Annotated in this window: 15 protein-coding genes; 6 read left to right on the forward strand and 9 right to left on the reverse strand. The window is 49.0% G+C overall.

Annotated features, from left to right (window positions below; all coding sequences use genetic code 11):
* Window positions 1-50 precede the first annotated feature (50 nt).
* Window positions 51-1,310 (reverse strand): PD40 domain-containing protein, encoded by a 1,260-nt coding sequence (locus B7992_RS00150; RefSeq protein WP_141100326.1) that lies wholly within the window; start codon window positions 1,308-1,310, stop codon window positions 51-53.
* Window positions 1,311-1,527: 217 nt separating this feature from the next.
* Between B7992_RS00150 and B7992_RS00155 the strand changes: the two genes are divergently transcribed.
* The gene (locus tag B7992_RS00155; protein WP_073156803.1) at window positions 1,528-2,901 is read left to right on the forward strand and encodes a glycoside hydrolase family 5 protein; all 1,374 of its coding nucleotides are present in this window, start codon (window positions 1,528-1,530) and stop codon (window positions 2,899-2,901) included.
* Window positions 2,902-3,016: 115 nt separating this feature from the next.
* On the opposite strand, the gene B7992_RS00160 is transcribed toward B7992_RS00155, so the two are convergent.
* The 5 genes from B7992_RS00160 to B7992_RS00180 all read right to left on the reverse strand — a co-directional run bounded on the left by B7992_RS00160 (window position 3,017) and on the right by B7992_RS00180 (window position 12,766).
* A complete protein-coding gene (locus B7992_RS00160; RefSeq protein WP_088665408.1) occupies window positions 3,017-4,417 on the reverse strand; it encodes a hypothetical protein in 1,401 nt (466 codons plus the stop codon).
* 11 nt (window positions 4,418-4,428) lie between these two features.
* Window positions 4,429-7,170, reverse strand: a complete 2,742-nt coding sequence (locus B7992_RS00165; RefSeq protein WP_073156806.1) for a TIGR02171 family protein — start codon at window positions 7,168-7,170, stop codon at window positions 4,429-4,431.
* On the reverse strand, window positions 7,170-9,932 hold the full coding sequence (locus B7992_RS00170) for a TIGR02171 family protein (RefSeq protein WP_176421807.1): 2,763 nt from the start codon (window positions 9,930-9,932) through the stop codon (window positions 7,170-7,172). Before B7992_RS00170 ends, B7992_RS00165 begins: the two co-directional genes overlap by 1 nt.
* An 82-nt stretch (window positions 9,933-10,014) precedes the next feature.
* The gene (locus B7992_RS00175) at window positions 10,015-10,728 is read right to left on the reverse strand and encodes a transglutaminase family protein (RefSeq protein WP_073156812.1); all 714 of its coding nucleotides are present in this window, start codon (window positions 10,726-10,728) and stop codon (window positions 10,015-10,017) included.
* 46 nt (window positions 10,729-10,774) lie between these two features.
* Window positions 10,775-12,766, reverse strand: a complete 1,992-nt coding sequence (locus B7992_RS00180; RefSeq protein WP_249269301.1) for a hypothetical protein — start codon at window positions 12,764-12,766, stop codon at window positions 10,775-10,777.
* A 141-nt stretch (window positions 12,767-12,907) separates the two neighbouring features.
* Between B7992_RS00180 and B7992_RS00185 the strand changes: the two genes are divergently transcribed.
* From B7992_RS00185 to B7992_RS00205, 5 genes are all read left to right on the forward strand, one after another.
* Entirely contained in the window at window positions 12,908-13,105 is a 198-nt protein-coding gene (locus B7992_RS00185) for a TM2 domain-containing protein (protein WP_346348703.1), read from the forward strand.
* 33 nt (window positions 13,106-13,138) lie between these two features.
* Window positions 13,139-13,768, forward strand: a complete 630-nt coding sequence (rdgB, locus tag B7992_RS00190) for an RdgB/HAM1 family non-canonical purine NTP pyrophosphatase (RefSeq protein ID WP_073234722.1) — start codon at window positions 13,139-13,141, stop codon at window positions 13,766-13,768.
* A gap of 117 nt (window positions 13,769-13,885) precedes the next feature.
* Window positions 13,886-15,796, forward strand: coding sequence for a glycoside hydrolase family 9 protein (locus B7992_RS00195; RefSeq protein ID WP_073283676.1), 1,911 nt, complete (start codon window positions 13,886-13,888; stop codon window positions 15,794-15,796).
* 102 nt (window positions 15,797-15,898) lie between these two features.
* Entirely contained in the window at window positions 15,899-17,047 is a 1,149-nt protein-coding gene (locus B7992_RS00200; RefSeq protein ID WP_139259103.1) for a hypothetical protein, read from the forward strand.
* A 255-nt stretch (window positions 17,048-17,302) separates the two neighbouring features.
* A complete protein-coding gene (locus tag B7992_RS00205) occupies window positions 17,303-19,147 on the forward strand; it encodes a DNA topoisomerase IV subunit B (protein WP_073156822.1) in 1,845 nt (614 codons plus the stop codon).
* Between the two features lie 110 nt (window positions 19,148-19,257).
* Here B7992_RS00205 and B7992_RS00210 read toward each other — a convergent pair whose 3' ends face one another.
* The 3 genes from B7992_RS00210 to B7992_RS00220 are packed head-to-tail and all read right to left on the reverse strand — an operon-like array spanning window position 19,258 to window position 21,328.
* Complete coding sequence (locus B7992_RS00210; protein ID WP_073156823.1) at window positions 19,258-20,589, reverse strand: hemolysin family protein; 1,332 nt, start codon at window positions 20,587-20,589, stop codon at window positions 19,258-19,260.
* Window positions 20,589-21,044, reverse strand: a complete 456-nt coding sequence (gene ybeY, locus B7992_RS00215) for an rRNA maturation RNase YbeY (protein WP_083538114.1) — start codon at window positions 21,042-21,044, stop codon at window positions 20,589-20,591. The genes B7992_RS00210 and ybeY overlap by 1 nt, the downstream gene beginning before the upstream one ends.
* A complete protein-coding gene (locus B7992_RS00220; protein WP_073156826.1) occupies window positions 21,044-21,328 on the reverse strand; it encodes a hypothetical protein in 285 nt (94 codons plus the stop codon). Before B7992_RS00220 ends, ybeY begins: the two co-directional genes overlap by 1 nt.
* Window positions 21,329-21,465: the final 137 nt, after the last annotated feature.

Raw genomic sequence — 21,465 nt, forward strand, 5'->3', positions numbered from 1 at the left:
ATTTTGCTGGATCCTTCACTTCGTTCAGGATGACACGCGGGAGGAGAACATTACTTGGCCTCGGCGACGCCTGCGGGAATGTGTTCAGCGCCTTCGGCGGCCATGTTCTTGTCCATCTGAGTGCGGGTCAGAGCGTTCACGGCATCTGTCAGGCGGTCGATAGCCTTGATCAGCTCATCCATCTTGGCATCGCTTGCACCACCTGCAACGGCTGCGGCAGCCTGGGCCTTTACATCAGCAACGGCGGCAACAGGCGCGGCCTTAACAGGAACCTTGCCCAGCCAGATATCCGGCCAGCGGTCATTACCGGAATGATAAGTAATACGTGCCGCAGTTTCCACCGGTTCGCCAATTTTCCACATGTAGAGTTCGTAGTCGAACATATCGTGGTCGTGGCCCTTGTCAGTTGCACCCCATACAAGCCACTTTCCATCAGGGGAAATTCTGGGGAAGTATTCATGACTGCGACGACCCGGCAAATCCATCAGACGAACATTCTTGGGTATACCGAAGAAGCCAACCTTTTCAACCTGTTTGCCATCCTTGGCAGAGAACCACAAAATTTCGCTAGGAGCGGCAGTACCGCCATTACCTGTGGGATTCACGCGATAAAGCTTAGAACCATCAAAGTTCCAGTCAATCTGGCAACCGTCACCAGACTTGATCCAGCCACCCTTTTCCAAATTCCACACGCCGGTTTCGCGCATGGAGCCTCGAAGAGTTATAGCCAAGTGCTTTCCATCAGGACTCATATTCGGTTCCTGAAGAATTACGCCAGACTTGTCAAAAGCGACTTCGCCGTCAAGGATCATAGTTTCTGCCTTGGAAGCCAAATCCATGGTAAAGACCTTGCCTGCACGACTAAACACAATAGACTTTCCATCAGGGCGCCACGTACCCCAGGTCGCATTCTCAACCACCTTATGGGCATCACTTCCATCCAGATTTACCATCCAGAGGTCCCACTTTTCGGGGTAGTTGGCATCGTTTTCGGGAACCCAACCGCCCTTGCTGCGGTTAAAGAGCACCTTGGATCCATCGGGGGAAATTCTGGGGAACCAGTCCACATTGTCACTAGCAGTCAGGGCATGAGCGCCAGTTCCGTCGGCATTCATAAGCCAGATATCGTGATGAGAATTTGCTCGACTTGTAGACCAGGCGATTACACCTTCCACCTTGCCCTTCAAGGCGTCCAAAGCCTTCTGTTCATCGGCGGTGGGGTCAACGGCAGCTCCGGTAGGAGCACCCTGCTGGGCAAAAGCCATAGCAGTTGCAAACAGACTGGGCAATACAAACTTCATTGCTTTCATAAAATCCTCAATTCGCGCCTTATACTTTTCTCTCAAAAGATAGCAACACAACCTTATTTTCTAAAAAAAATCAGCATTTTATACCCGACATTCCCCATTTTTAAGGTCAAAAACTTGACGAGAAACACAATCGGTTCCATCCGTATACATAAATCACTTACAATTAATCGCAAATTAAACTTTTGAATTTATTTTAGTACAAAAAAAGGTGTGCTATATGAAGATGTTTTCTATTCCCGCTCTCGCCTGCGCCATGACCCTGGGTTTTGGCCTGGCATCCGCTCAGACAATCACCCCCACCCGCGTGGGTCCCGTTAGCCAGTACGGCCAGCTCATCACCGGTAAGAATTCTGCCGGTCAGGGCCGCATTTACGGTTCCTGCGAAGGCGTCAAGGACGGTGCCGAAGTACAGGTTCGCGGCATGAGCCTTTACTGGAGTATGGTCGCGAAGTCTACCGAATTCTGGACTCCCGAAGGTATCGCCACTATGGTCAACGACATGAACGTCCAGATTGTCCGTGCCGCCATGGGTACAACCAACGAAGACTGGTGGGGATGTAAGGACGGAACGGAAAGTTGCGGCAACGACAAGTCCAAGCACATTACCGGCTATGCAACCGATGCCGAATTCCAGACCAATCTTATGAACACCGTGGTAGAAGCAGCCATCAAGAACGACATCTATGTCGTTATCGACTGGCATTCCCATCAGGCTCACGAAGAAGTGGACAACGCAACAAAATTCTTCACAGAAATGGCCCAGAAGTGGGGTCAGTATGACCACGTCATTTTCGAACTTTACAACGAGCCCAAGGAAACATCCTGGGGCGTGATCAAGGACTACGCAGACAAGGTCGTTTCCGCCATCCGTCAACATTCCGACAACCTGATTCTTGTGGGCAACAGAAAGTATGACCAAAACCCGCAGGAAGCCATCAATAACGAAGTAACCGGCGAAAACATCGCCTACACCTTCCACTATTACGCCAATTCCCATTGTTGGGAAGGTCAGACAAGCTGGGGTGACCCCTGCGAAGGCGCCAATGCCCAGCAGGCAATCAACGCCGGTCTGTCCGTATTCGTGTCTGAATGGGGAACCGCCGACGCAAACGGCGGCGGCAATCCCGATACCGGCCGCAACACCAGCTGGCAGAATTGGATGAATCAGAATAAACTTTCCTGGGCAAACTGGAGTGCCTCCAAGGTTGAAGAAGGTACCGCCGCATTCAGCAGCGGATCCAACAGGAACAGCCTGCAGTACACCACCTCCGGCCAAATGGTCAAGGAATATCTGTCAACCAATCCCACCACTTACACCAGGTGCGCCACCGCCCCCATTCCGGAACCCAATCCGGAAGAAGCAATCCATGGTTTGCACAGCGCAAACTTTGACGTAACCTTCTCGGGCAAGGCATTGAACGTTTCCGGTGCTACCGCCAACGTTGAAATCTTTACCGCAAAGGGTGACAAGCTGATGGACATCAACAACGTGCAGGGCGAACTTTCCCTTGCCGCATTCCCTGCAGGTAAGTACCTGGTTCGCGTAAAGTCTGGATCCGTTTCCAAGATGAAGGCAATCAGCATCAAGTAACTCAAATTTTCTATGAGAGAGAAGAGGTCGCCGGCCGTGGGTCAAACCATAACGCTGGCGGCCATTTTCGCATCCAGGAATGCATACAGATAAAAGAACGTAACCTGGAATCCGTTTAGTTGACGCGATCTAGTACTGCAAAGTACTCATCGTTATAAACGCAAGTCCACCGACCCGACTGAATCAAGGAATTAATCAGCTTTTCCCAACGGGCGTAATATCGCAAGGGAAGAACGGCCCTATCTATATTATGAATTTGCGCATGAGTTACAAACTCCTGGGGATTTTCGGCAAAGTTTAGATACTGCTGAAAAAAATCCGCTGACTTTAAAATAAAGCGTCCGTCGATGTACGTTGAATCCGCAGGATTTATAAAGGCTAGATACCCTCCAGCACGGTCATCATTAAACAATCTTCCCAAATGAGGATGCATCGACATCCACTGTGCCGCCAACACAGGCACACGCTGATACGAAATCATCGAGCAATCGTACGTTGTTAGAGAACGGCACCAAAGCCCTGCGACAAACATCAATGCCGCACACAGAATGCCCCATACGACTTGCCGCCCATGGGCGGTCATTCTCTTTATCCACAGATTCACTCCGGCAGTCACCACAACCACACTGTAGATGAACACGGGCAGGAACAGCACGAAATTCCGTTCAGCGGTCAAAGCGAGAACCGAAACCACAAGCAGGCAAAAGCGATACTTAAAAGAACTCCGTAGGCTAATCGCAATTCCCGCCAGCGACATCAAGATTACAAGTGCAGAAGTTCCCACAGATTCTCCGGCAAGAAGAATCTTGAAGGGTGACCTGTTCTCGGCAATTTCACTTGCAAAAATAGAGGCGGATTCCGTAAGCCCTAAAAGCCGGTCAAGAAGTCCAAACGGATACAGGAAAAGCCGGAGTCCTTCAGCATGAAGAAGTGGCATCAAGAACATTGCTATTACAAAGGCAATCCATGGAGAACGCCACCAGCATTTAACCCTGAAAACAAGAACATAGAATGCAAAGAGAGGGCCGAGAATGTACAATCCCTGGCATTTGCACCATAGCCACTGTACCAAGAGAACCAGCAGCGACACCATCATTTTCTTTTTCAAGGCCCAGGCAGAATCAAAAACTTTTTCAAGGAGATTCCAATACAGTCCTAGAAATACAAGACTGAATACAACAGGACGGATTTCAAACTGATAACGGAAAACAAAAAGTAAAATGGCGAAGCACACCGTCACCAGCCAACTTAAGGTTTTATAGCAAGGGCGGAGGAAAAGCCAAAATACCAAGCCCCAAAGCAAGGACTTTGCAAATACAAGCAAGGGGGCTCCACCTAGACCATAGACAAAACCCGTAACGGCCTGAAAGTATTCATGTACATTTACGACAGGTTCACGAACAGGAGTCCACGTAACCACCCATTCTCGCGAACAGGCCAGGTGCCACCAGATATCAGTATCCGTTAACGGGAATAGTGCAACCAGAATTGCCGTCAAACAGATAAATGAAAGCATCCTAGGCAAGACTACTCCAAGGTCTTAAGCAAGGAATCAATACGGCTAGTAATCCGCATAGCCCCATAATAGCAGAGGTGGTCTGCATCAGAAGCCATGTCATCATCGTAGTCGTGGTTTCCCATCTTATTTTCATCCATCATCACGAAATTCGGGTACTTTTCGCTCAGCGCCTCAATCTTCTTGATAAGGCTCTTGGCCTTACTGCGACGCAAGCCGTAGCGTCCGTAAGCGCCTGTTTTCTTGTATGCCGGATTCTGCGGGAACAAAACGCCAACCACATAGATATCACGTTTCTTAGCTTCCTTGATAATGGAAACTAACGTATTAAAGCTACTGTCGAGCAATGCGGGATGATCATCTAAATATGTGGAGTCAAACAGGACCTCGGGATTCTTGCCCCAGGATTTGCATTTCGCCTTGCAGTAACGTCCATAATCCACCTTATAATCTGAACCGGACAACACACCAGGTCCGTCTTCAGTATATTCCGCAAGACCTTCAGGATATCCATCCTTCCAATAATCGTGATTTTCATCGTACACATAACCAGGATAGTTCTTGTAATAAGAGTCAAAGAAGTTATCACCGTCAGCACCATCGACCTTATGCCAGAAATCAATATCCAGCGACAGGACGATATATTTCATGTTCTTCACATGGTTGAACACATACTTGTGCAGCAAATCCCTAATGGTATAAATGGAGCTTGGCGTCTGCGCAATATTGATAGAAAAGAAATCATCTTTCATCTTGTTCGGAGACACACCATCCAAAGGTCTAGACGAGCCAACAATAACAACCTCGGCGGAATCCCTATATTTCCAGATCAGTTCCATCTTATAGCGCATCAGAAGCGCACTTTGACTGTCGCTAGGTTTCATATAGACACCCGCGCTATCGGGATCAAGGACAGATTCGTTTTCCAATTTTATCGGTTGCTGAATCCAGAAACTGGGATGCCACAACTCATCACTTTCGGCCACATCGATAACGCTACTGTCAGAAAGGTTTACCAGCACGATCTTAGGATGAGCATTGTTGGAATTGGTAACGGTAGCCACAATCAGGTTAGAACATTCATTAGGATTGCGATTCTGAACCCACTCGCTATGGTCAAAAGAAAATCCTTCGGGAGCCTTTACGGATTGAATGAGCTTGCCCGTACTATCGGCCACAAGAATACGTTCGTGGGTCTTGTAATCATCGCCAACAAATTCCTTGCCTGTCTTTCCACCGAAATCCAGGAACAAAGTCCTCTTGCAAACATCATGGGATAGCGACACGTTGCAGGCCTGTTCACCATTATACCAGACCGTATCCGCCCCACCCACACGAGCTCTAAGCAGGCGGGCCCCCGTCACAGCAAACTTATTGTTGTTGCTGACGCCCCCATGATAGGCTCCGTTAAAGAGTTTCTTCGGAGTTCCAAAACGGTTATTCGAGAAAGTTACCTGCCAAGTGCTTTTTTTCTCAAAGTCAGATTCGTTTTTATTATTACCAGCATCGGATACATAAACGATTACGGTATCTCCGTTATCCAGAACTCGCCATCTGGGAATTGCGGCATGATCGCTATCCAGCTTATAACGTTTATAAGTTTCAAGGTTTCTAACAAAAAGGTTAGACTTTCCACTTACGCCTTCCAATCCTGTACAATAAGCGACATATCGACCGTCAGGAGAAATTTCCGGATGATAGACCGAAACGGAATCATCAAACTCATAAGCATTCAAGAAGCCGTTAGAATAGTCCACATAGGCGAGATTTCCCGTCATATCGTCTCTAAAGGCAAGCTTTCCCTTATAACTTTTTGAAAGGCGGTATATGGTGTTATAGTCAATAACGGAACCTACGCGATTGCAACTAATGGTACCATCACTGCTCAACCATACCGCAGAAAGGAAGGGACCATAGACAAGTCGGAAGCCCACATAATCGGCCTTCGTTGAAGATGTTACGGTATAAACGTCTCCCCTGCTGTAGACATGCATGGACTTGGGAGAATTCTGATAGCTCCCCCCCTTGATAATGCGTTCACCAAGGGAGCCGCCGTTCAGCGCCCCCACAAAGTTATACACTGTAGTATCGGCAAATTTTCCCAGCCAGTCGTTCACCCATTCCGCAACGTTACCGGCCAGATCGCACACATTCAAATCATCGCCGGTAGTGCAGACTTCATGAACTTCATAATCAGAATTGTCGCTATTCCAGCTTTTCTTCGGGAGCCAATTTGTCTTTGCGGCAAAAGCCCATTCCGCTTCAGTGGGCAAACGGAAGCCCACATTTTCCATTTTATAGACGAAGCCTTCCAGGTTAGTGCAGTTTCCGTCGGAATCAAAAGTCATTCCCGTATAGGAATAAACCGTATCCAACTTCTCTTGCTTACTCAAGGCATTCGCATATAGAACCGCATCATAGAAGGTCACGTTCGTCACAGGCAAATTTTCTTTTGAACAGGAAACGAACTTCCCCCACTTTTCGCCCTTGGCCAACTTCTTGTAATCGCCACAAGTAACCTCATGCTTATCCATGTAGAAACTGTAGTTGAAAAGGACCCGCATCTTGGTCTTTTCATTTTCCTTGGCATCTTCATCATCGGTTCCAAGGAAGTTGTCAAATTCTGCGGCAGGATCAAAATACACCATTCCCTTTGGCATATAGCCTTCTTCCGTAGAGCTGCTAGCAGAATCCGAACAGCCCCAGAAAAGCAAGACCATCATGCACAAGGCAAGGCTAAATACACGTTTCATTACTTAAGTCCTTTCAACACATCAACAAGGCGGGTTGTTATGTATTCGGCACCCACACTACTTAAATGGTCACGATTATAGGCCATTTCATCAGCGTAGTTATGGTAACCCATCTTGTATTCATCCATCAGGATAAAATGTTTCTTTCGCTTGGCCAAATCATTCAGCCACTGGATTTTTTCAACAGCGATACTGCGTTGTAGGCCATAAACACCAAAGCTACCGGTATTGGCATATTGGGGTGCCTGCGGGAAAATTATACCTATAAGATAAATGCCTTTTTCTGCAGCAATATCAGTCAGAGCTTCCACTTCCTGCAAGCAACTATCCAGGAATTCCAGCTGTTTATCGGTAAAGACAGAGTCAAACAGGACGTCAACCGGATCAGAATTCCAGCCGCGAGAAGCAGACCAAATATTTCCGCGTTCACTAAACTGTTCCACGAGTTCATCTTCTGCAGGATAGGCTTCACGAACCGCATCAACAAAGCCTTCTGGAATTCCATCTTCCCAATGATTGTGGTTTTCGTCATAAATATACCCAGGCACAAAATCTCTAATCAAAGCCCAGTGATCTTCGACACCACGCCAGTTATCCAAATCGACAGAGAATACAATAGCCTTCAAACGGTCTGCATGCTTCAAGGCGTAGTTTCGGATAAAATTCAAGTCTCGATGACCGTCAATACCCGACACAGCCACATTCAGCATATTCCATTCCGGATAGAGGTCGGGATTCAAGCCCATTTCACTGCGAGAACTTCCGACCATCAGGACTTCTGTACGGTCTAACTGTTCCCAGAACTTCTGAATCTTGATTCTATAGCGAGCCTGTTCAAGATTATGGCCATCTCCGAGGTAGACGCCAGCACTATCCCAATCAATCGTAGACTCTCCTCCTGCGTGACCGCTGTGCTTAATCCACAGACTAGGATGCCAAAGGTCATCACCTTCAATCAGTTCAACCACGCTACTGTCAGCAAGATTAATCAAGGCAATTCTAACATGAGAACCTTCCAAATCGGTAAGAGTAGCTACAGCAAAATTTTCCTTGTCGCTCCAATTGTTTCTTAGAGCCCATTCGCTATGATCAAAGGTATAGTTTTCGGGAGCGGCAACAGACTGTACCAGTTTGCCAGACTCATCGGCAATCAGCAGGCGCTGGTGAGTTCTGTATTTTTCGCCTACAAAGTCAGCACCAGTCTTTCCACCAAAATCAAGGAATAAGGTTCTTGCAGAGCCATCTTTAGACAAGGAAACGTTACAGGCCTGTTCACCATTGTACCATACTTCATCCTTTGCGGAAGAAGCCAGGGTTTCCCCCTTACGGGCAACTTTTGCACGGAGCAAACGAGCACCGGTTACAGCCAACTTTTCGTTAACACCGCCATGATAGGCTCCATCAAACAGTTTCTTGGGAGTACCGAACTTGCCGTTTGCAAAAGAAACCTGCCATGTAGAAGTTGCTTTAAAGGAATCATCATTTTTATTGTTGCCAGCATCCGTCACATATACAATCGTCGTATCCCCATCTTCGGTAACACGCCAGCGAGGTATAGCGGCACTTTCAACATCAAGTTTAACCAGACCGAAACCAGACACATCTAAATTACGCACATAAAGTTCAGAACGGCCGCTAACTCCTTCCGACTTGGTACAGAAGGCCACCTTGGAACCATCAGGGGAAATATCCGGATGATAAACCGACAGTGTATCATGGATTTCCCTAACGGTAGAACGGCCACTGGCATAATTCACAAAGCTCAAGTTTCCAGATACATTGTTTCGGAAAGCAAGCTTTGCAGAAAATGTTCCCACCAGGGACTGCATGGTAGACGAGCTAACTAGAGAAAGTACGCGGCTCCCGTTGGCGGAGCCATCAGAAGACAACCATGTTGCGTTGGCGATTTTACCATAAGCCAGTCTAAATCCCACATAGTCCGCCCTAGTCGAAGAAGTCACCGTATAGATATCGCCACGAGAATACACATTCAAGGATGTTAAATCATTACGATAGCTTCCACCCTTTACAACACGTTCACCAAGAGAGCCTCCATCAGGAGCTCCCGTATAATTTAAAATCGTAGTATCCTTGAAATAACCAAGCCAGTCATTCACCCACTCCATGGCATTACCTGCCATATCGCAAAGCATCAATTCTTCTTTAACGGCTTTCCTAGACAGGGTATTTCCTGTCTTTTTCACGGAACACACAGGATGCAGTACATAGTCAGAATTGCCGGCATTCCAAGACAAATCAGGATTCCAACCCGTAGAGGCCACCAGGACCCATTCCGCTTCCGTTGGCAAACGGTAGCCATCGGTTTCTGGCCTGAAGACAAAACCCTCTAAATCAGTGCAATGTCCTTCTGTGTCAAAAACAGCCTTCGTGTAGGAATAGGCTGTATCCCTATGATCCTTGACGCTTTTGCCATTGGCAAAGAGAACCGCATCATAGAAGGTAACATTGGTTGCAGGCAGACTATCGTTGTCGCAAGGAATCTGCACCAGTTTCAGTTCGTTAAATTCCTTACAGGTTACCTCATGTCGTCCCACAGAAAAATTGTAATCGAATTCCACCTTCATCACGGGGCGTTCATTGACCTTACCATATTCCGAGCCCAAGAAGGTTGAGTGCCCTGCGGCAAGAATCCGGAGCATACCTTCGACAGAATCCCTATCCATTACAGGCTGAAGATACTCCGGCATCACAATCTTCGCCTCCGGTTCAGAATCGGAGCACGAAAGAGAACAAAATACCATTCCCAAAGCAAAGAACGATGTCAAATATTTTTTGAGATGTTTAGGCATAAATAGTCCTGGTTAGACAACCAAATTTATAAAATTAAAGACTATTCTTTGCAACCTGCTGGTTTACCTTTATGCCTTCATAATCAGGAAAAAACTGTTCTGCAACCCGATACCAAATCAGAGCGTGATGTACATCATCTTTTAAATACAGATTGCCCATGTTAAAGGCGGCAAGCCCCATGAACTGGGAGGATGTCAACGGTTTAAATTCAAAACCCGTCCATGGTCCAGACTTGTATTTTTCACGGTATTCGTCATCCGTGTAGGAATACCCCTGGCGATTAGGTTCCAGGTTTACTGAGCCATAGCGTAAAAAAACATGCCCCGGCAAGAGAATTGCAGAAAGATTGATTTCACGAGCCTCAGCCACCATCATGGCAAGCCAGGCCAATCCCATACAACCCGAGGTTTTCGCATCAAGAACCTTCAACGGTAAAATGGAACCTTCCGATACCGCAGCCTCCCCCGCCCCGGCAAATTTTATATCCCAGAAATTCCAGAGCAATTTTTTTAGGGAACCTAAGGTATCACCCGAAGCTGCAAGGGAACTGTCGTAAAACGCAAGCCCCCTTCGCCAATCATCCGTAGAATCAGCGCAATCCACAGAGCGACCCTCAAAGCCACAAGCCATTTCCAAGTAGCTAGGATTTCCACCCTGACCACCCCAAAGCCAATACAACCCAATACCCCCCAGAACAAACAAAGTTCCAGGAACAAACAGCTTAAAGATGTATTTCGACTTTTTCATACGTTTTCACCCAACCGAAACGCATCGCCCGGAGCAAAACTAATCATCACCGAAGCGCGTCCCACTCCATGGGGGATTGCCAGAGGTCTCTTGCTGTCATCATGTAGACAACGAGTCTCTTGCTTTGCATATCCTTCTTCATCTTCATCATACGGCTGCGCACGCCAGGGCCACCGCCCCAACTGGTAAGCACCTGTACATCCAAACCTGTTGCATAAGCCAGCAAGGAACCCGGTCCACCACTCTTCTGATCCACACTTTCAAACACACCCGTAAAAGAATCCCCCATCAAAAGAATAGGAGCATTCTTACCACCCTTATAAGTTTCAGTTCCCTTATAAACCTTCATCACGTTCAAGGTATCCGCAGGATACTTTGCTTTTTCTGCATCCGGCAAATGAGCCACCAGATCACCTTCACGCAAGGTGGTCGTTTCCTGCAAATTCAGGGAACCAGGCTGAGCCCCCGTCTCTGCGTACCAGCTATACTGCGTCACGCGGCCGGCCAAAAGTTCCATGGCAGCAAGTTCACCCGGCAAGGCCCAGTGGGTATCGTAGCGCTGGTAGCTGAAATGAGGCGGTTCATCGCCAGCCTTTGCCGACATAAGTGCCGGATAAATATCCAGCACATCGATACCCGCTTCCAGAAGTTCCTGAGTAAAGGCTCGACCTTCAGGATTGACGCACAAGTCAGCAGCAGTCCCCGGCACAAGCTTTTCACCATAGATTTCTTCTTTCACCGGAACTGGAACAACCAACAATTGGATACCAAGAGAATCCAGATACTGCTTCAATTCTACCATTCGGGGCAGCGGATTATGGAGAGAATCCTGGGCACTAATCTTGTCAGCCAGCAGATAATTTGCATTGCGACGGAACCAGAGGAAACCTCCCTCCACCTTCTTGCCGTTAGCATCTACTTCGGCCCAGGCATTCTGTTCCTTGGGCAGTTTCGCCATCTGTTCTGCCAGAGCCTTGCGGAATGTTGCGGTAGCTTCGTTCGCCGGGCAGGAACCCTTCACTTCATTCAAAGTTTCAAGGCGGAATGCAGACGTTGTATCCAAGTGACGTTCCACCGGAATCACTTCGCCGGAATTGGCCAGAGAATCAGCCACCTGCTTAGCTCGAATCGCCTCATCACTCATACGGAACGCAGGAACTTCAAAGCCGATCCACATAGGCGTGCCCATTGGATTGCCACGCATCACGGCAAAGGGTTTACCATTTTCCCAGGGAGCACCTGCCGTATGCGGTTCCAAATCTGTATTCAAGGTCGGATACCAGTAAGAAGACAAAGTGCGAGCCCAGTTCATGGCATCATCCGCATTCATCTCACCAGTTAGATAGTAATTCAGGATTTCAGCAGCCTCTCCAGTAGACTTGTACTTCAGCTTACCATAGAAAACACTGCGACCCGTCCAGAAAGCAGGCATCACCTCGACCCACCATTCCACAGAACCGTCACTCATGGGAACACCCCACATGCGATTCACATTCTGGAAGGCACGGAACACTTCAGGTTCGTCCCACTTGACCGCTTCCACGGAATTCAAAATTACATTCAGGGAATCGTTACCCAACTGGGTATACATCAACTTGGCAAAAGGTTCCCAAGAAATGGGAGCACGTCCACCGACAACGGCCGGTTCATAAGCAGAAAGAGAATCCAGCATGGGGAACGGATAATCCTTCAGCTCGGCGGAAGCCATCTTACCAGTATAATTTTCAGGCTTTTCATCCTTACCGGCCCAACGGATAGGATTGTTAAAATAGGCGGCAAAATCAAGGGCAGCCATGGTGGGCTTTTCCACCACACGAATCTGCTTGTCTGCAGAAACCACTTTCATTTCGAAAACGGCAACCGGTGAAGAAGGAGGCGGCAGCGGAATGACAGGCGCAACCATTTCTGCAGAAGAATCAATTTCAGTCTTCTTATCGACCCCGGAATTACTTCCGGCACAAGACATCAAACCAAAAGAAAAAGCCGATGCAGCGAGAACGGCCCCGACCTTAAAACATTTAACGGTATAATTTTTCATATTCATTAGGGAATATAAAAAACTCCGCCCGACTTTATTTTTTTTGATTCTAAAAATTCATTTCCTTTGGGTAACACATCAAACATATCCAAGTGTTACAGGAAAGGAACAATTTCTATATTTAACTCGGTAAATAAAGGAATGCTTATGCCCGCACAAGGTGAACACAACAAGTGGATAGCTCTAGCCCTCTGTATCTTACTAGGCTATCTAGGACTGCACCGTTTTTACGAAGGAAAAATCTGGACGGGAATCCTCTGGCTTTGCACTGGAGGTCTTTGCGGCGTAGGTATCGTCGTCGACGCAATCCTCATTGTCCTTAAACCGGAACACTACTAATCTTCCCCATCAACCTTTAACCGAACCTCACCCATGAAAAGTCTTTTTGTTATCGCTACCGGCAGCGCAGGTAAAATTCGTGATTTCGCCCACATCCTGGGAACAGACCACTATGAATTCAAGACTCTCAAGGACATCGGTTTTGACGGGGATATCGTAGAAGATGGAAACTCCTTTGCCGCCAATGCCATCATCAAGTCTAGCGTTACCGCCCAGTGGCTCGCCGACCGCGGTATCGAAGCAACCGTTCTTGCCGACGATTCCGGTCTTGAAGTTTTTGCACTAAATGGCGAACCGGGAATTTACAGTGCTCGCTATGCCGGCGGTCACGGCGATGACAACGCCAACAATGACAAACTAATGGCAAAACTTGAGGGAATCAAAGATCGCGCCGCCCGCTATTTCTGCGCCCTCTCCTACCAGCAAGTCATCAAGGGCGAAGACGGAAAGTTCTCCGTGACCGAGCCTAAGATTTATGAAGGCGAATGCCGAGGCAACATCAATTATGCACCCGTAGGCGATATGGGTTTTGGATACGACCCTCTCTTCGTTCCCAATGGCGAAACCAGAACTTTCGCCCAGATGGAACTTGAAGAAAAGAAAGTCATCAGCCACCGCGGCAATGCCATCCGTGCCCTATATAAGGCACTCTCTTCCAAGTAAGACATACTAGAACATTCCACATTAGGGTGTTTTCAGCAGAAAACACTTTTGTGCAATTATTTCAGCAAGACAATCCTCGCTCTGTTTAATTTTATAGTCAAACATGAGGATTGGTTTATGAATTTCAAAAAAAGTATCGCAAGATTCCTGACTGTCGCTGCGTTCTCTACTATAGCAGCCCAAAGTGCTGTGGCAGCAACAGTTCACCAGAACCAGATTGGCTTCTTGACCAAGGGACTCAAGCAAATTGCAGTCGTTGGCGCAGAAGGCATGGAAGTTACCTTCAAGGACGCTTCCGGTTCAAAGGCTCTGTCCGTAAAGGTTCCTGCAGCGGCACCTTGGGCACCCGCAGGCGATACAGCAGCCTCCCTTGTAGATTTTTCCGAACTTTCCAAGGCTGGCACCTACCAGGCCTACATTGGCGATGAAGCCGTAGGCTACCCCATTATTGTCAGCGATAACGCCTATGAGGCAATCGGCAAGGCCGCCCTCAAGTTCTTCTACTTCCAGCGTTCATCCACCGAACTGACCGAAGAATTCGCCGGCAAGTACGCCCGCGCAGCAGGCCACCCGGACACAGCTGTTCGATACCACGAATCCACAGGAATCATCGACAACATCTCCACCTTTAATGGAGCCAAGGGATGGTATGACGCAGGTGACTACGGCAAATACATTGTCAACTCCGGCATCACAACCTACACCCTTCTTCAGCTTTACCGTCTGAACGAAGACTATTTCAAGTCCCTGAATTTGAACATTCCCGAAAGCAAGAACGACGTTCCCGACATTCTTGATGAAATCCGCTGGAACCTTGAATGGATGCTGACCATGCAGGATGTCGACGGCGGTATTTTCCACAAGTTGACCACCAAGAATTTCTGTGGTGAAATCATGCCCGAAAAAGACAAATCCGTCCGTTTCGCAATCGGCAAGAGCATCACCGCTACCTGGAACTTCGTAGCTGTCATGGCTCTCGCAGCAGACATCTACAAACCTTATGACGAAGCTTTTGCAGAAAAGTGCGTTCGCGCCGCCGAAAAAGCTTACTACTGGGGTACACTGAATCCTAACGCAAAGTTTGTACAGCCCTCGGGCGTCGGCACCGGAACCTATTCCGACAACTCCGCTACAGACGAACGAATCTGGGCCGCCGCCGAACTTTTCCGAATCAGCAAGAACGAAACCATCAAGGCAAAGTTCCAGGAAGTCCCCCTGTTCCATTCCAGAACGTCTCTGCCCACCTGGTCTACCACCTTTATGCTGACTTCCTACACCGTATCCACCAACCCCACCATTTTTGACAAGGCAGATGTGGATTCTGCAAGAATTCAGGTTTTGGGTCTCGGAGACAAGATCGTTGACCTTTTGAATGATAACGGCTATGGCGTCGCCATGGACGGCAAGGATTTCAACTGGGGTTCCAATAGCTTCGCTGCCAACAAGGGCATGGCCCTGATCTACTCCTACATCCTGACCAAGGAACAGAAGTATCTGGATGCTGCAGTAGGTCTGTTGGATTACCTCATGGGAAGAAACCCCCTGGATATGTCTTACCTGACTGGCTATGGCGTGAACCAGGTTATGCACCCCCACCATCGTCCCAGCACAGCTGACACCGTTGAAGCCCCCGTCCCCGGCATGCTTTCTGGCGGTCCCAACCCCGCCGCCACCGACATCAAGTCCTGCGGCAACGTAGACTACCGCGATGAAAGCGCTCCCGCCAAATCCTTCTACGACAACAAGTGCAGCTACGCCAGTAACGAAGTGGCTATCAACTGGAATGCCCCCTTCGCCTTCCTGGCCAACGGTCTCCAGGCAATTTCCTCTACTGGCAAGGTATTCGACGTCGAAAAAGCCTCTGCCGCCAACTTTGAAGTGAGCAGTATCGCCAGGAAACGCGAAATTTCCCCGAAAAACACAGTTGGCAGCCAGCTGATTGTTCGCAAGGGAAGCGTAAACATCAAAAAGACCGATGTTAACGGATCTACTCGCTACTTCAATCTCAAAGGACGTCAAATCCGTTAAAATCCACACCCCAGAAAAAATGTGATTAACACCACACATTTTTACAACGGAAAATGCGGCGGAACCATGCGTTCCGTCGTATTTTTATTTACCTTTTGCGGTATGAATAAGAAAATTTTTATCCCTGTCTTTTTTTCTCTTGCCGCATATATTTCCGCAGCAGAGCCTCTCTGCCTTTCTCCTGTAGAAGCCAGTGGCATTTCCGCCGAAACCCAGGCTAGTATTCCTTCCCTTTTCAAGAACTACGTTGACAGCCAGGGCAGCTACCAGATTGTTGCCGAAGGTTGCCAGAAGACAGCCTCCATCAACGTCAGCAAGTTGGGTCAGGCCACCATGGTCAGCGCCAAGATCCAGGATTCCGAAAACAAGCCTGTCTGGAATCACCAGGTCAAGATTCTCAAGGAAGAGAATATGGACAAGGCCCTTGCAAAACTGGCCGAAGTCATGAGTTCCGAAAATCAGGCTGCAGCACCTGCCGTTGAGCCCGCAGCTGAATCCGTCGCCAAGGCAGAACCTGCCGCCGAACCGGTTGCAGAGCCTGTCGCCGAGCCTACCCCCAAACCGGCAGCAGAACCAGTCGCAGCTGCTCCGGCTCCCATGCCCGTAGCAAAGGCCCCCGCAAAACAGCCCGCCGCACAGCCTGTTGCAGCACCGGCTCCCGCAGTTTATGAAGCAGCTCCGGCCGCAGAACCTGCACCCGCCAAAAAGCCTCGCATTCCCAATCTCTACTTCGGTGTCGGTCTCGGTCTGACCAAGTTCATCGGTGACGAAATCAACGCATTCACCGATTACGAACCCCTGACCTCCTACGATTTCTTCTTTGCGTACGATTCCAAGTACACAATCACCATGCTGACCCTCAACATCAGCCACAAGGTCAATACAGTCGACAGAAATAACAAGGTTAACAACGGCGATTACTACTACTATAATTACGATAAGTACGAAGACATCACTACAGACTATATCGCCTGGGGTTTCTCTTTCTACTACCCCATCCTCTCTGGTCCGATTGCCCCCTACATTGGCGTGGGTATGTCTGCAACAACCTTTGACATCGATTACGAATACAACAGCGATGAAATCCGCGACAACGGCCTCCAGGCTCACATTGGTGGCGGCATCCTACTGAATCGTAACAGACGTCTCAACACCTGGATTCATGGTGAATACTTCTTTAACACCTATGAACCCATTAACCACACTTTCCATGGTTTCAGCCTGCTCATGAGAGTTTCTCTGGGCGTCTAACCCACAAGGTCAAATTTTTATGGAAAAGGCTTGGCCCAGGGCCAGGCCTTTTTTTTGCGACAAGGAACTGCTCTTTTGAACAGTTCCCATTTCGTTTTTACTATATTGTCGACCGAAAAGTTCGCAGGGGCAGAACTATCTTGACACTAAAGTGTCAGCGAAAAAGTTTATCTTTGTGAAAAATTTTGAAATAGACATTTTGAAATAGACATTTTGAACTGATTTTTTAACCTTAAACGTTCTGATTTAAAGATTATGGCAGCAGCAAAGTATACAGACGACAGCATTAGAACACTGGAATGGAACGAACACATCCGCGAACGTCCGGGTATGTACATCGGCAAGCTGGGCGATGGCCAGAGCCCCGACGACGGTATCTACGTTCTCGTCAAGGAAATTATCGACAACTCCATCGACGAATTCGTCATGGGCGCCGGTAAAAAGATCATTATCGACATTGAAGATCACTCCGCCCACATCCGCGACTTCGGCCGCGGCATCCCCCTGGGCAAGGTCATCGACTGCGTCAGCAAGATCAATACCGGTGGTAAGTACGATTCCGACGCCTTCCAGAAGTCTGTAGGTATGAACGGCGTGGGTACCAAGGCTGTAAACGCCCTCTCTACCAAGTTCATCGTCAAGAGCTACCGCGATGGCCGCGTCAAGGAAGCAGAATTCAGCAAGGGTGTGCTTGTCCGCGAAGAAAAGGAAAAGGACACCACCGAAAAGAACGGTACCGAAATTTTCTTCGAACCGGACGCCAATATTTTCAAGAACTTCAGATTCCTTCCCGCCTACATGGAAGAAAAGGTCTGGAACTATGCCTACCTGAACAACGGTCTTTCCCTCATCATGAACGGCAAGACCTACGTCAGCCCCAACGGCCTCCTGGATTTGCTCCAGAAGCACGTAGACGATTCTATCCGTTATCCGGTGGCCCATTTCAAGCAGTCCGACATTGAGATCGCCTTTACCCATGGCAACCAGTATGGCGAACATTATTACAGTTTCGTGAACGGCCAGTATACCACCCAGGGCGGTACCCATCAGCAGGCTTTCCGCGAAGGTATCGTCAAGGGCGCCCGCGACTTCTTCAAGAAGGATCTGGATCCGTCTGACGTCCGCAACTGCATTATCGGCGCCATTTCTGTGCGTATCCAGGAACCGGTGTTCGAATCCCAGACCAAGACCAAACTGGGCAGCACCACCGTTTCTCCGGGAGGCGCTCAGCTCCGTACCTGGATCGTGGATTACGTTTCCAAGGAACTGGACAACTACCTCCATAAGAATCCCGAAACCGCAAAGGCCCTTCAGGATCGCATTACCCAGAACGAACGCGAACGCAAGGAAATTGCAGGTATCAAGAAATTGGCCAACGAACGCGCCAAGAAGGCAAGCCTGCACAACAAGAAGCTTCGCGACTGCAAGGTCCACCTGACCGACGTGAAGAACGCACTGAACAAGGAATCCATGATCTTTATCACCGAAGGTGACTCTGCATCCGGTTCCATCACCAAGGCTCGCAACGTGCAGACCCAGGCCGTGTTCAGTCTCCGCGGTAAGCCCTTGAACTGTTTCGGACTTACCAAGAAGGTGGTTTACGAAAACGAGGAATTCAACCTGCTCCAGAGCGCTCTGGATATCGAAAATGGCCTTGAAGACTTGCGTTACGACAAGGTGATTATCGCAACCGATGCCGATGTGGACGGTATGCATATCCGCCTGCTGCTCATGACCTTCTTCCTGCAGTTCTTCCCGGAACTGGTAGAACAGAAGCACCTGTTCATCTTGCAGACTCCGCTGTTCCGCGTGCGTAACAAGAACGTGACCAAGTACTGCTATGACGAAGCCGAACGCGACAAGGCCGCCAAGGAAATCGGCAAGACTGGTCTGGAAATCACCCGATTCAAAGGTCTGGGCGAAATCAGCCCCGAAGAATTCGGGCAGTTCATTGGCGACCAGATGCGTCTGGAAACCGTGATTCTCCCGCCGGACGCCAACTTCGGCAAGATGTTGGCCTATTACATGGGAAACAACACTCCCCAGCGCCAGGACCACATCGTGACGAACCTCCGTGCTGAAGCGGTTGACGAACTTTAACCTAGATCGTCAGACGAAACAGACCGCGAATTTAACGCAAGGAAGCCCGCTTCGGCGGGCTTCTTTTTTAGGTTTGCGGGACTCGATCTGCGTCCCCAAATCAAACAAAATCAAGTGACGCGGAAGGCCTGCGTACGGGGACCGGACTTGGGCTTGTTCTTGCCGGGCTGGATCATGAGAACCTTTTCCATGCGGTTGCCTTCCATCTTGAGCACACGGAAGGTGTAGCCCTTGATGACCACTTCGGCGCCAGGAGAGGGAATGATTCCGAGGGTTGCCTGGATCAGGCCGGAAAGGGTTTCCACATGGGAATTTTCCGGAGCTTCCAGTTCCACGCCCAGTTCGTATTCCAGGTCGGACAGGGTCATCAGCGGATCCAGGATGTAGCGGCCGTCCTTCAGTTTCTGGACGTCCTGTTCCTCATCCACGTCGTCTTCGTCGCGGATTTCGCCAACGATTTCTTCAAGGATGTCTTCCAGGGTTACAAGGCCCGCGGTTCCACCATATTCGTCGACCACAATGGCCAGCTGGTTACCGGTCTTTCGCAGGTCGGTCAGCATGTCGTCAATTTTCTTGTGGTAGGGCACGAATACCGGCGGCATCACCAACTTCATGATGTCGAAAGTTTCGGTTTCGTGATGTTCGGTGTACCACTGCAAAAAATCGCGGTTAGAAAGGATACCTACGATGTTGTCGACGGTTTCCTTATACACCGGCAAGCGGGAATGGCGTTCGGTGTTCAGCACCTTCACCAAATCTTCCAGGCTGGTATCGGCATCGATGGCGCACATGTCCACGCGGGGAGTCATGATTTCGCGAACCGGAGTTTCCACAAAGTCGAAGATGTTCAGAATCATCTGACGTTCTTCTTTTTCCAGACCTTCGCCATCGTCGCCCTGGACGTCAGACAAGTCGGCCTGAACAGCGTCGCGGCGTTCTTCGGGCAGGAAGCTGAGTTTGGAATCGTAACCCATGACCTTCAAGATCTTGACAAACATCCAGTGGCAGATTTTTGCGGGTACCGCAAAGGGCAGGCGGATCCACTTGAACAGAGGGATCAGCACAATGGCCAAGGTGTCGGGTTTCAGGTTTCCGAGAACGTTGGCGCAGAAAACCGTAAGGGTATAAATGCAGATGCAGGCCACCACCATATAGGCCAGGAACGCAAGAATCCAGAAGTCCTTTGCCCAGGGGAGCATCTCGAACAGATAGAATCCCAGGACACCGCTACCCACATTGCAGAAGATTCGGCCAATGGAAATGGTCTCGTTGAATCCGCCCAGTTCCACCAGGGCGGCCACCTTCTCTTCACGGCCTTCGCGGTCCTTGGCATCACGCTTGGCGTAAATGCCACTGAACACAGCCTTGATTAACGAGAAAGAGAAGGAAACAAAAAGGAAAAGGATTAAAAAAACAATCGCCCAACTTTCAGGAGATTCCATCAGTCCTTCTCCTTGTAGGGGTCAAGTCCAAGAAATTCGCACTCGCGGGCGCGCATCACCTTGCGGTCGGCAGCCTTGATGTGGTCGTAACCGGACAGGTGCAAAAGGCCGTGAACAATGACACGCTTCAGTTCGGCGTAGAAAGTGTTGCCGTACTCCGGAGCCTGTCTGCGGACCTGTTCCTGGGCGATGTAGATTTCACCCAGCATTTCGGGTTCACCGGGGAACTCGGCATGCCATTCAAAGGAGAGCACGTCGGTCACCTTGTCCAGACCGCGGTAATTCTTGTTCATTTCGCGGACGAATTCGTCGGAACACATGACGATATTGACGTCCTTCTCCTTGCCTTCTTCGGCCAGGAGTTTGCGAGCCATCTTTTCAAACTTGTCCTGATAAGGGAACTTCTCGATGTCGCCTTCGGTAAGAAAGTCGATGTTATAACTAGCAGGGTCCATTAGATGTTGTACCACTTCTTGAGAACTTCGATGATAGCTTCAGCCTGGGCCTTGCCGGTAATCTTGAACTTACCCTGGGCCTTGAAGTTTCCGTTCATCTTGCGATAACGACGGAGGCTAACCTTAGGTTCACCGAATTCACCGGTCTTGGGATCCTTTTCCTGATAGTGGAACATGACGGTCGGCCATGCGCCCTTGGAGAGGATCTCCTTGCCCAATTCCTTGATGACTTCTTCGCCAGAGTCTTCGTCGCTGAATGCAACGGTCAGTTCTTCAACTTCCATAGTGCTATCCTTTTATGAAATACTTCTATATATATAGCTTTTTTCGCCAAAAGAGCAAATCTCCAAGGGGTTTTAGTCCACGGAATACATCAAACTTTTATTTTTGATACAAAAAGGAATCTTCCCCTAAAGCTATA

This window comes from Fibrobacter sp. UWH1 (assembly GCF_002210365.1).
Lineage (GTDB): Bacteria > Fibrobacterota > Fibrobacteria > Fibrobacterales > Fibrobacteraceae > Fibrobacter.

Coding starts and splice junctions, on each gene's coding strand:
- B7992_RS00150 (WP_141100326.1), bottom strand. CDS start 1,310: ATGAAAGCAATGAAGTTTGTATTGCCCAGTCTGTTTGCAACTGCTATG.
- B7992_RS00155 (WP_073156803.1), top strand. CDS start 1,528: ATGAAGATGTTTTCTATTCCCGCTCTCGCCTGCGCCATGACCCTGGGT.
- B7992_RS00160 (WP_088665408.1), bottom strand. CDS start 4,417: ATGCTTTCATTTATCTGTTTGACGGCAATTCTGGTTGCACTATTCCCG.
- B7992_RS00165 (WP_073156806.1), bottom strand. CDS start 7,170: ATGAAACGTGTATTTAGCCTTGCCTTGTGCATGATGGTCTTGCTTTTC.
- B7992_RS00170 (WP_176421807.1), bottom strand. CDS start 9,932: ATGGTATTTTGTTCTCTTTCGTGCTCCGATTCTGAACCGGAGGCGAAG.
- B7992_RS00175 (WP_073156812.1), bottom strand. CDS start 10,728: ATGAAAAAGTCGAAATACATCTTTAAGCTGTTTGTTCCTGGAACTTTG.
- B7992_RS00180 (WP_249269301.1), bottom strand. CDS start 12,766: ATGAAAAATTATACCGTTAAATGTTTTAAGGTCGGGGCCGTTCTCGCT.
- B7992_RS00185 (WP_346348703.1), top strand. CDS start 12,908: ATGCTTATGCCCGCACAAGGTGAACACAACAAGTGGATAGCTCTAGCC.
- rdgB (WP_073234722.1), top strand. CDS start 13,139: ATGAAAAGTCTTTTTGTTATCGCTACCGGCAGCGCAGGTAAAATTCGT.
- B7992_RS00195 (WP_073283676.1), top strand. CDS start 13,886: ATGAATTTCAAAAAAAGTATCGCAAGATTCCTGACTGTCGCTGCGTTC.
- B7992_RS00200 (WP_139259103.1), top strand. CDS start 15,899: ATGAATAAGAAAATTTTTATCCCTGTCTTTTTTTCTCTTGCCGCATAT.
- B7992_RS00205 (WP_073156822.1), top strand. CDS start 17,303: ATGGCAGCAGCAAAGTATACAGACGACAGCATTAGAACACTGGAATGG.
- B7992_RS00210 (WP_073156823.1), bottom strand. CDS start 20,589: ATGGAATCTCCTGAAAGTTGGGCGATTGTTTTTTTAATCCTTTTCCTT.
- ybeY (WP_083538114.1), bottom strand. CDS start 21,044: ATGGACCCTGCTAGTTATAACATCGACTTTCTTACCGAAGGCGACATC.
- B7992_RS00220 (WP_073156826.1), bottom strand. CDS start 21,328: ATGGAAGTTGAAGAACTGACCGTTGCATTCAGCGACGAAGACTCTGGC.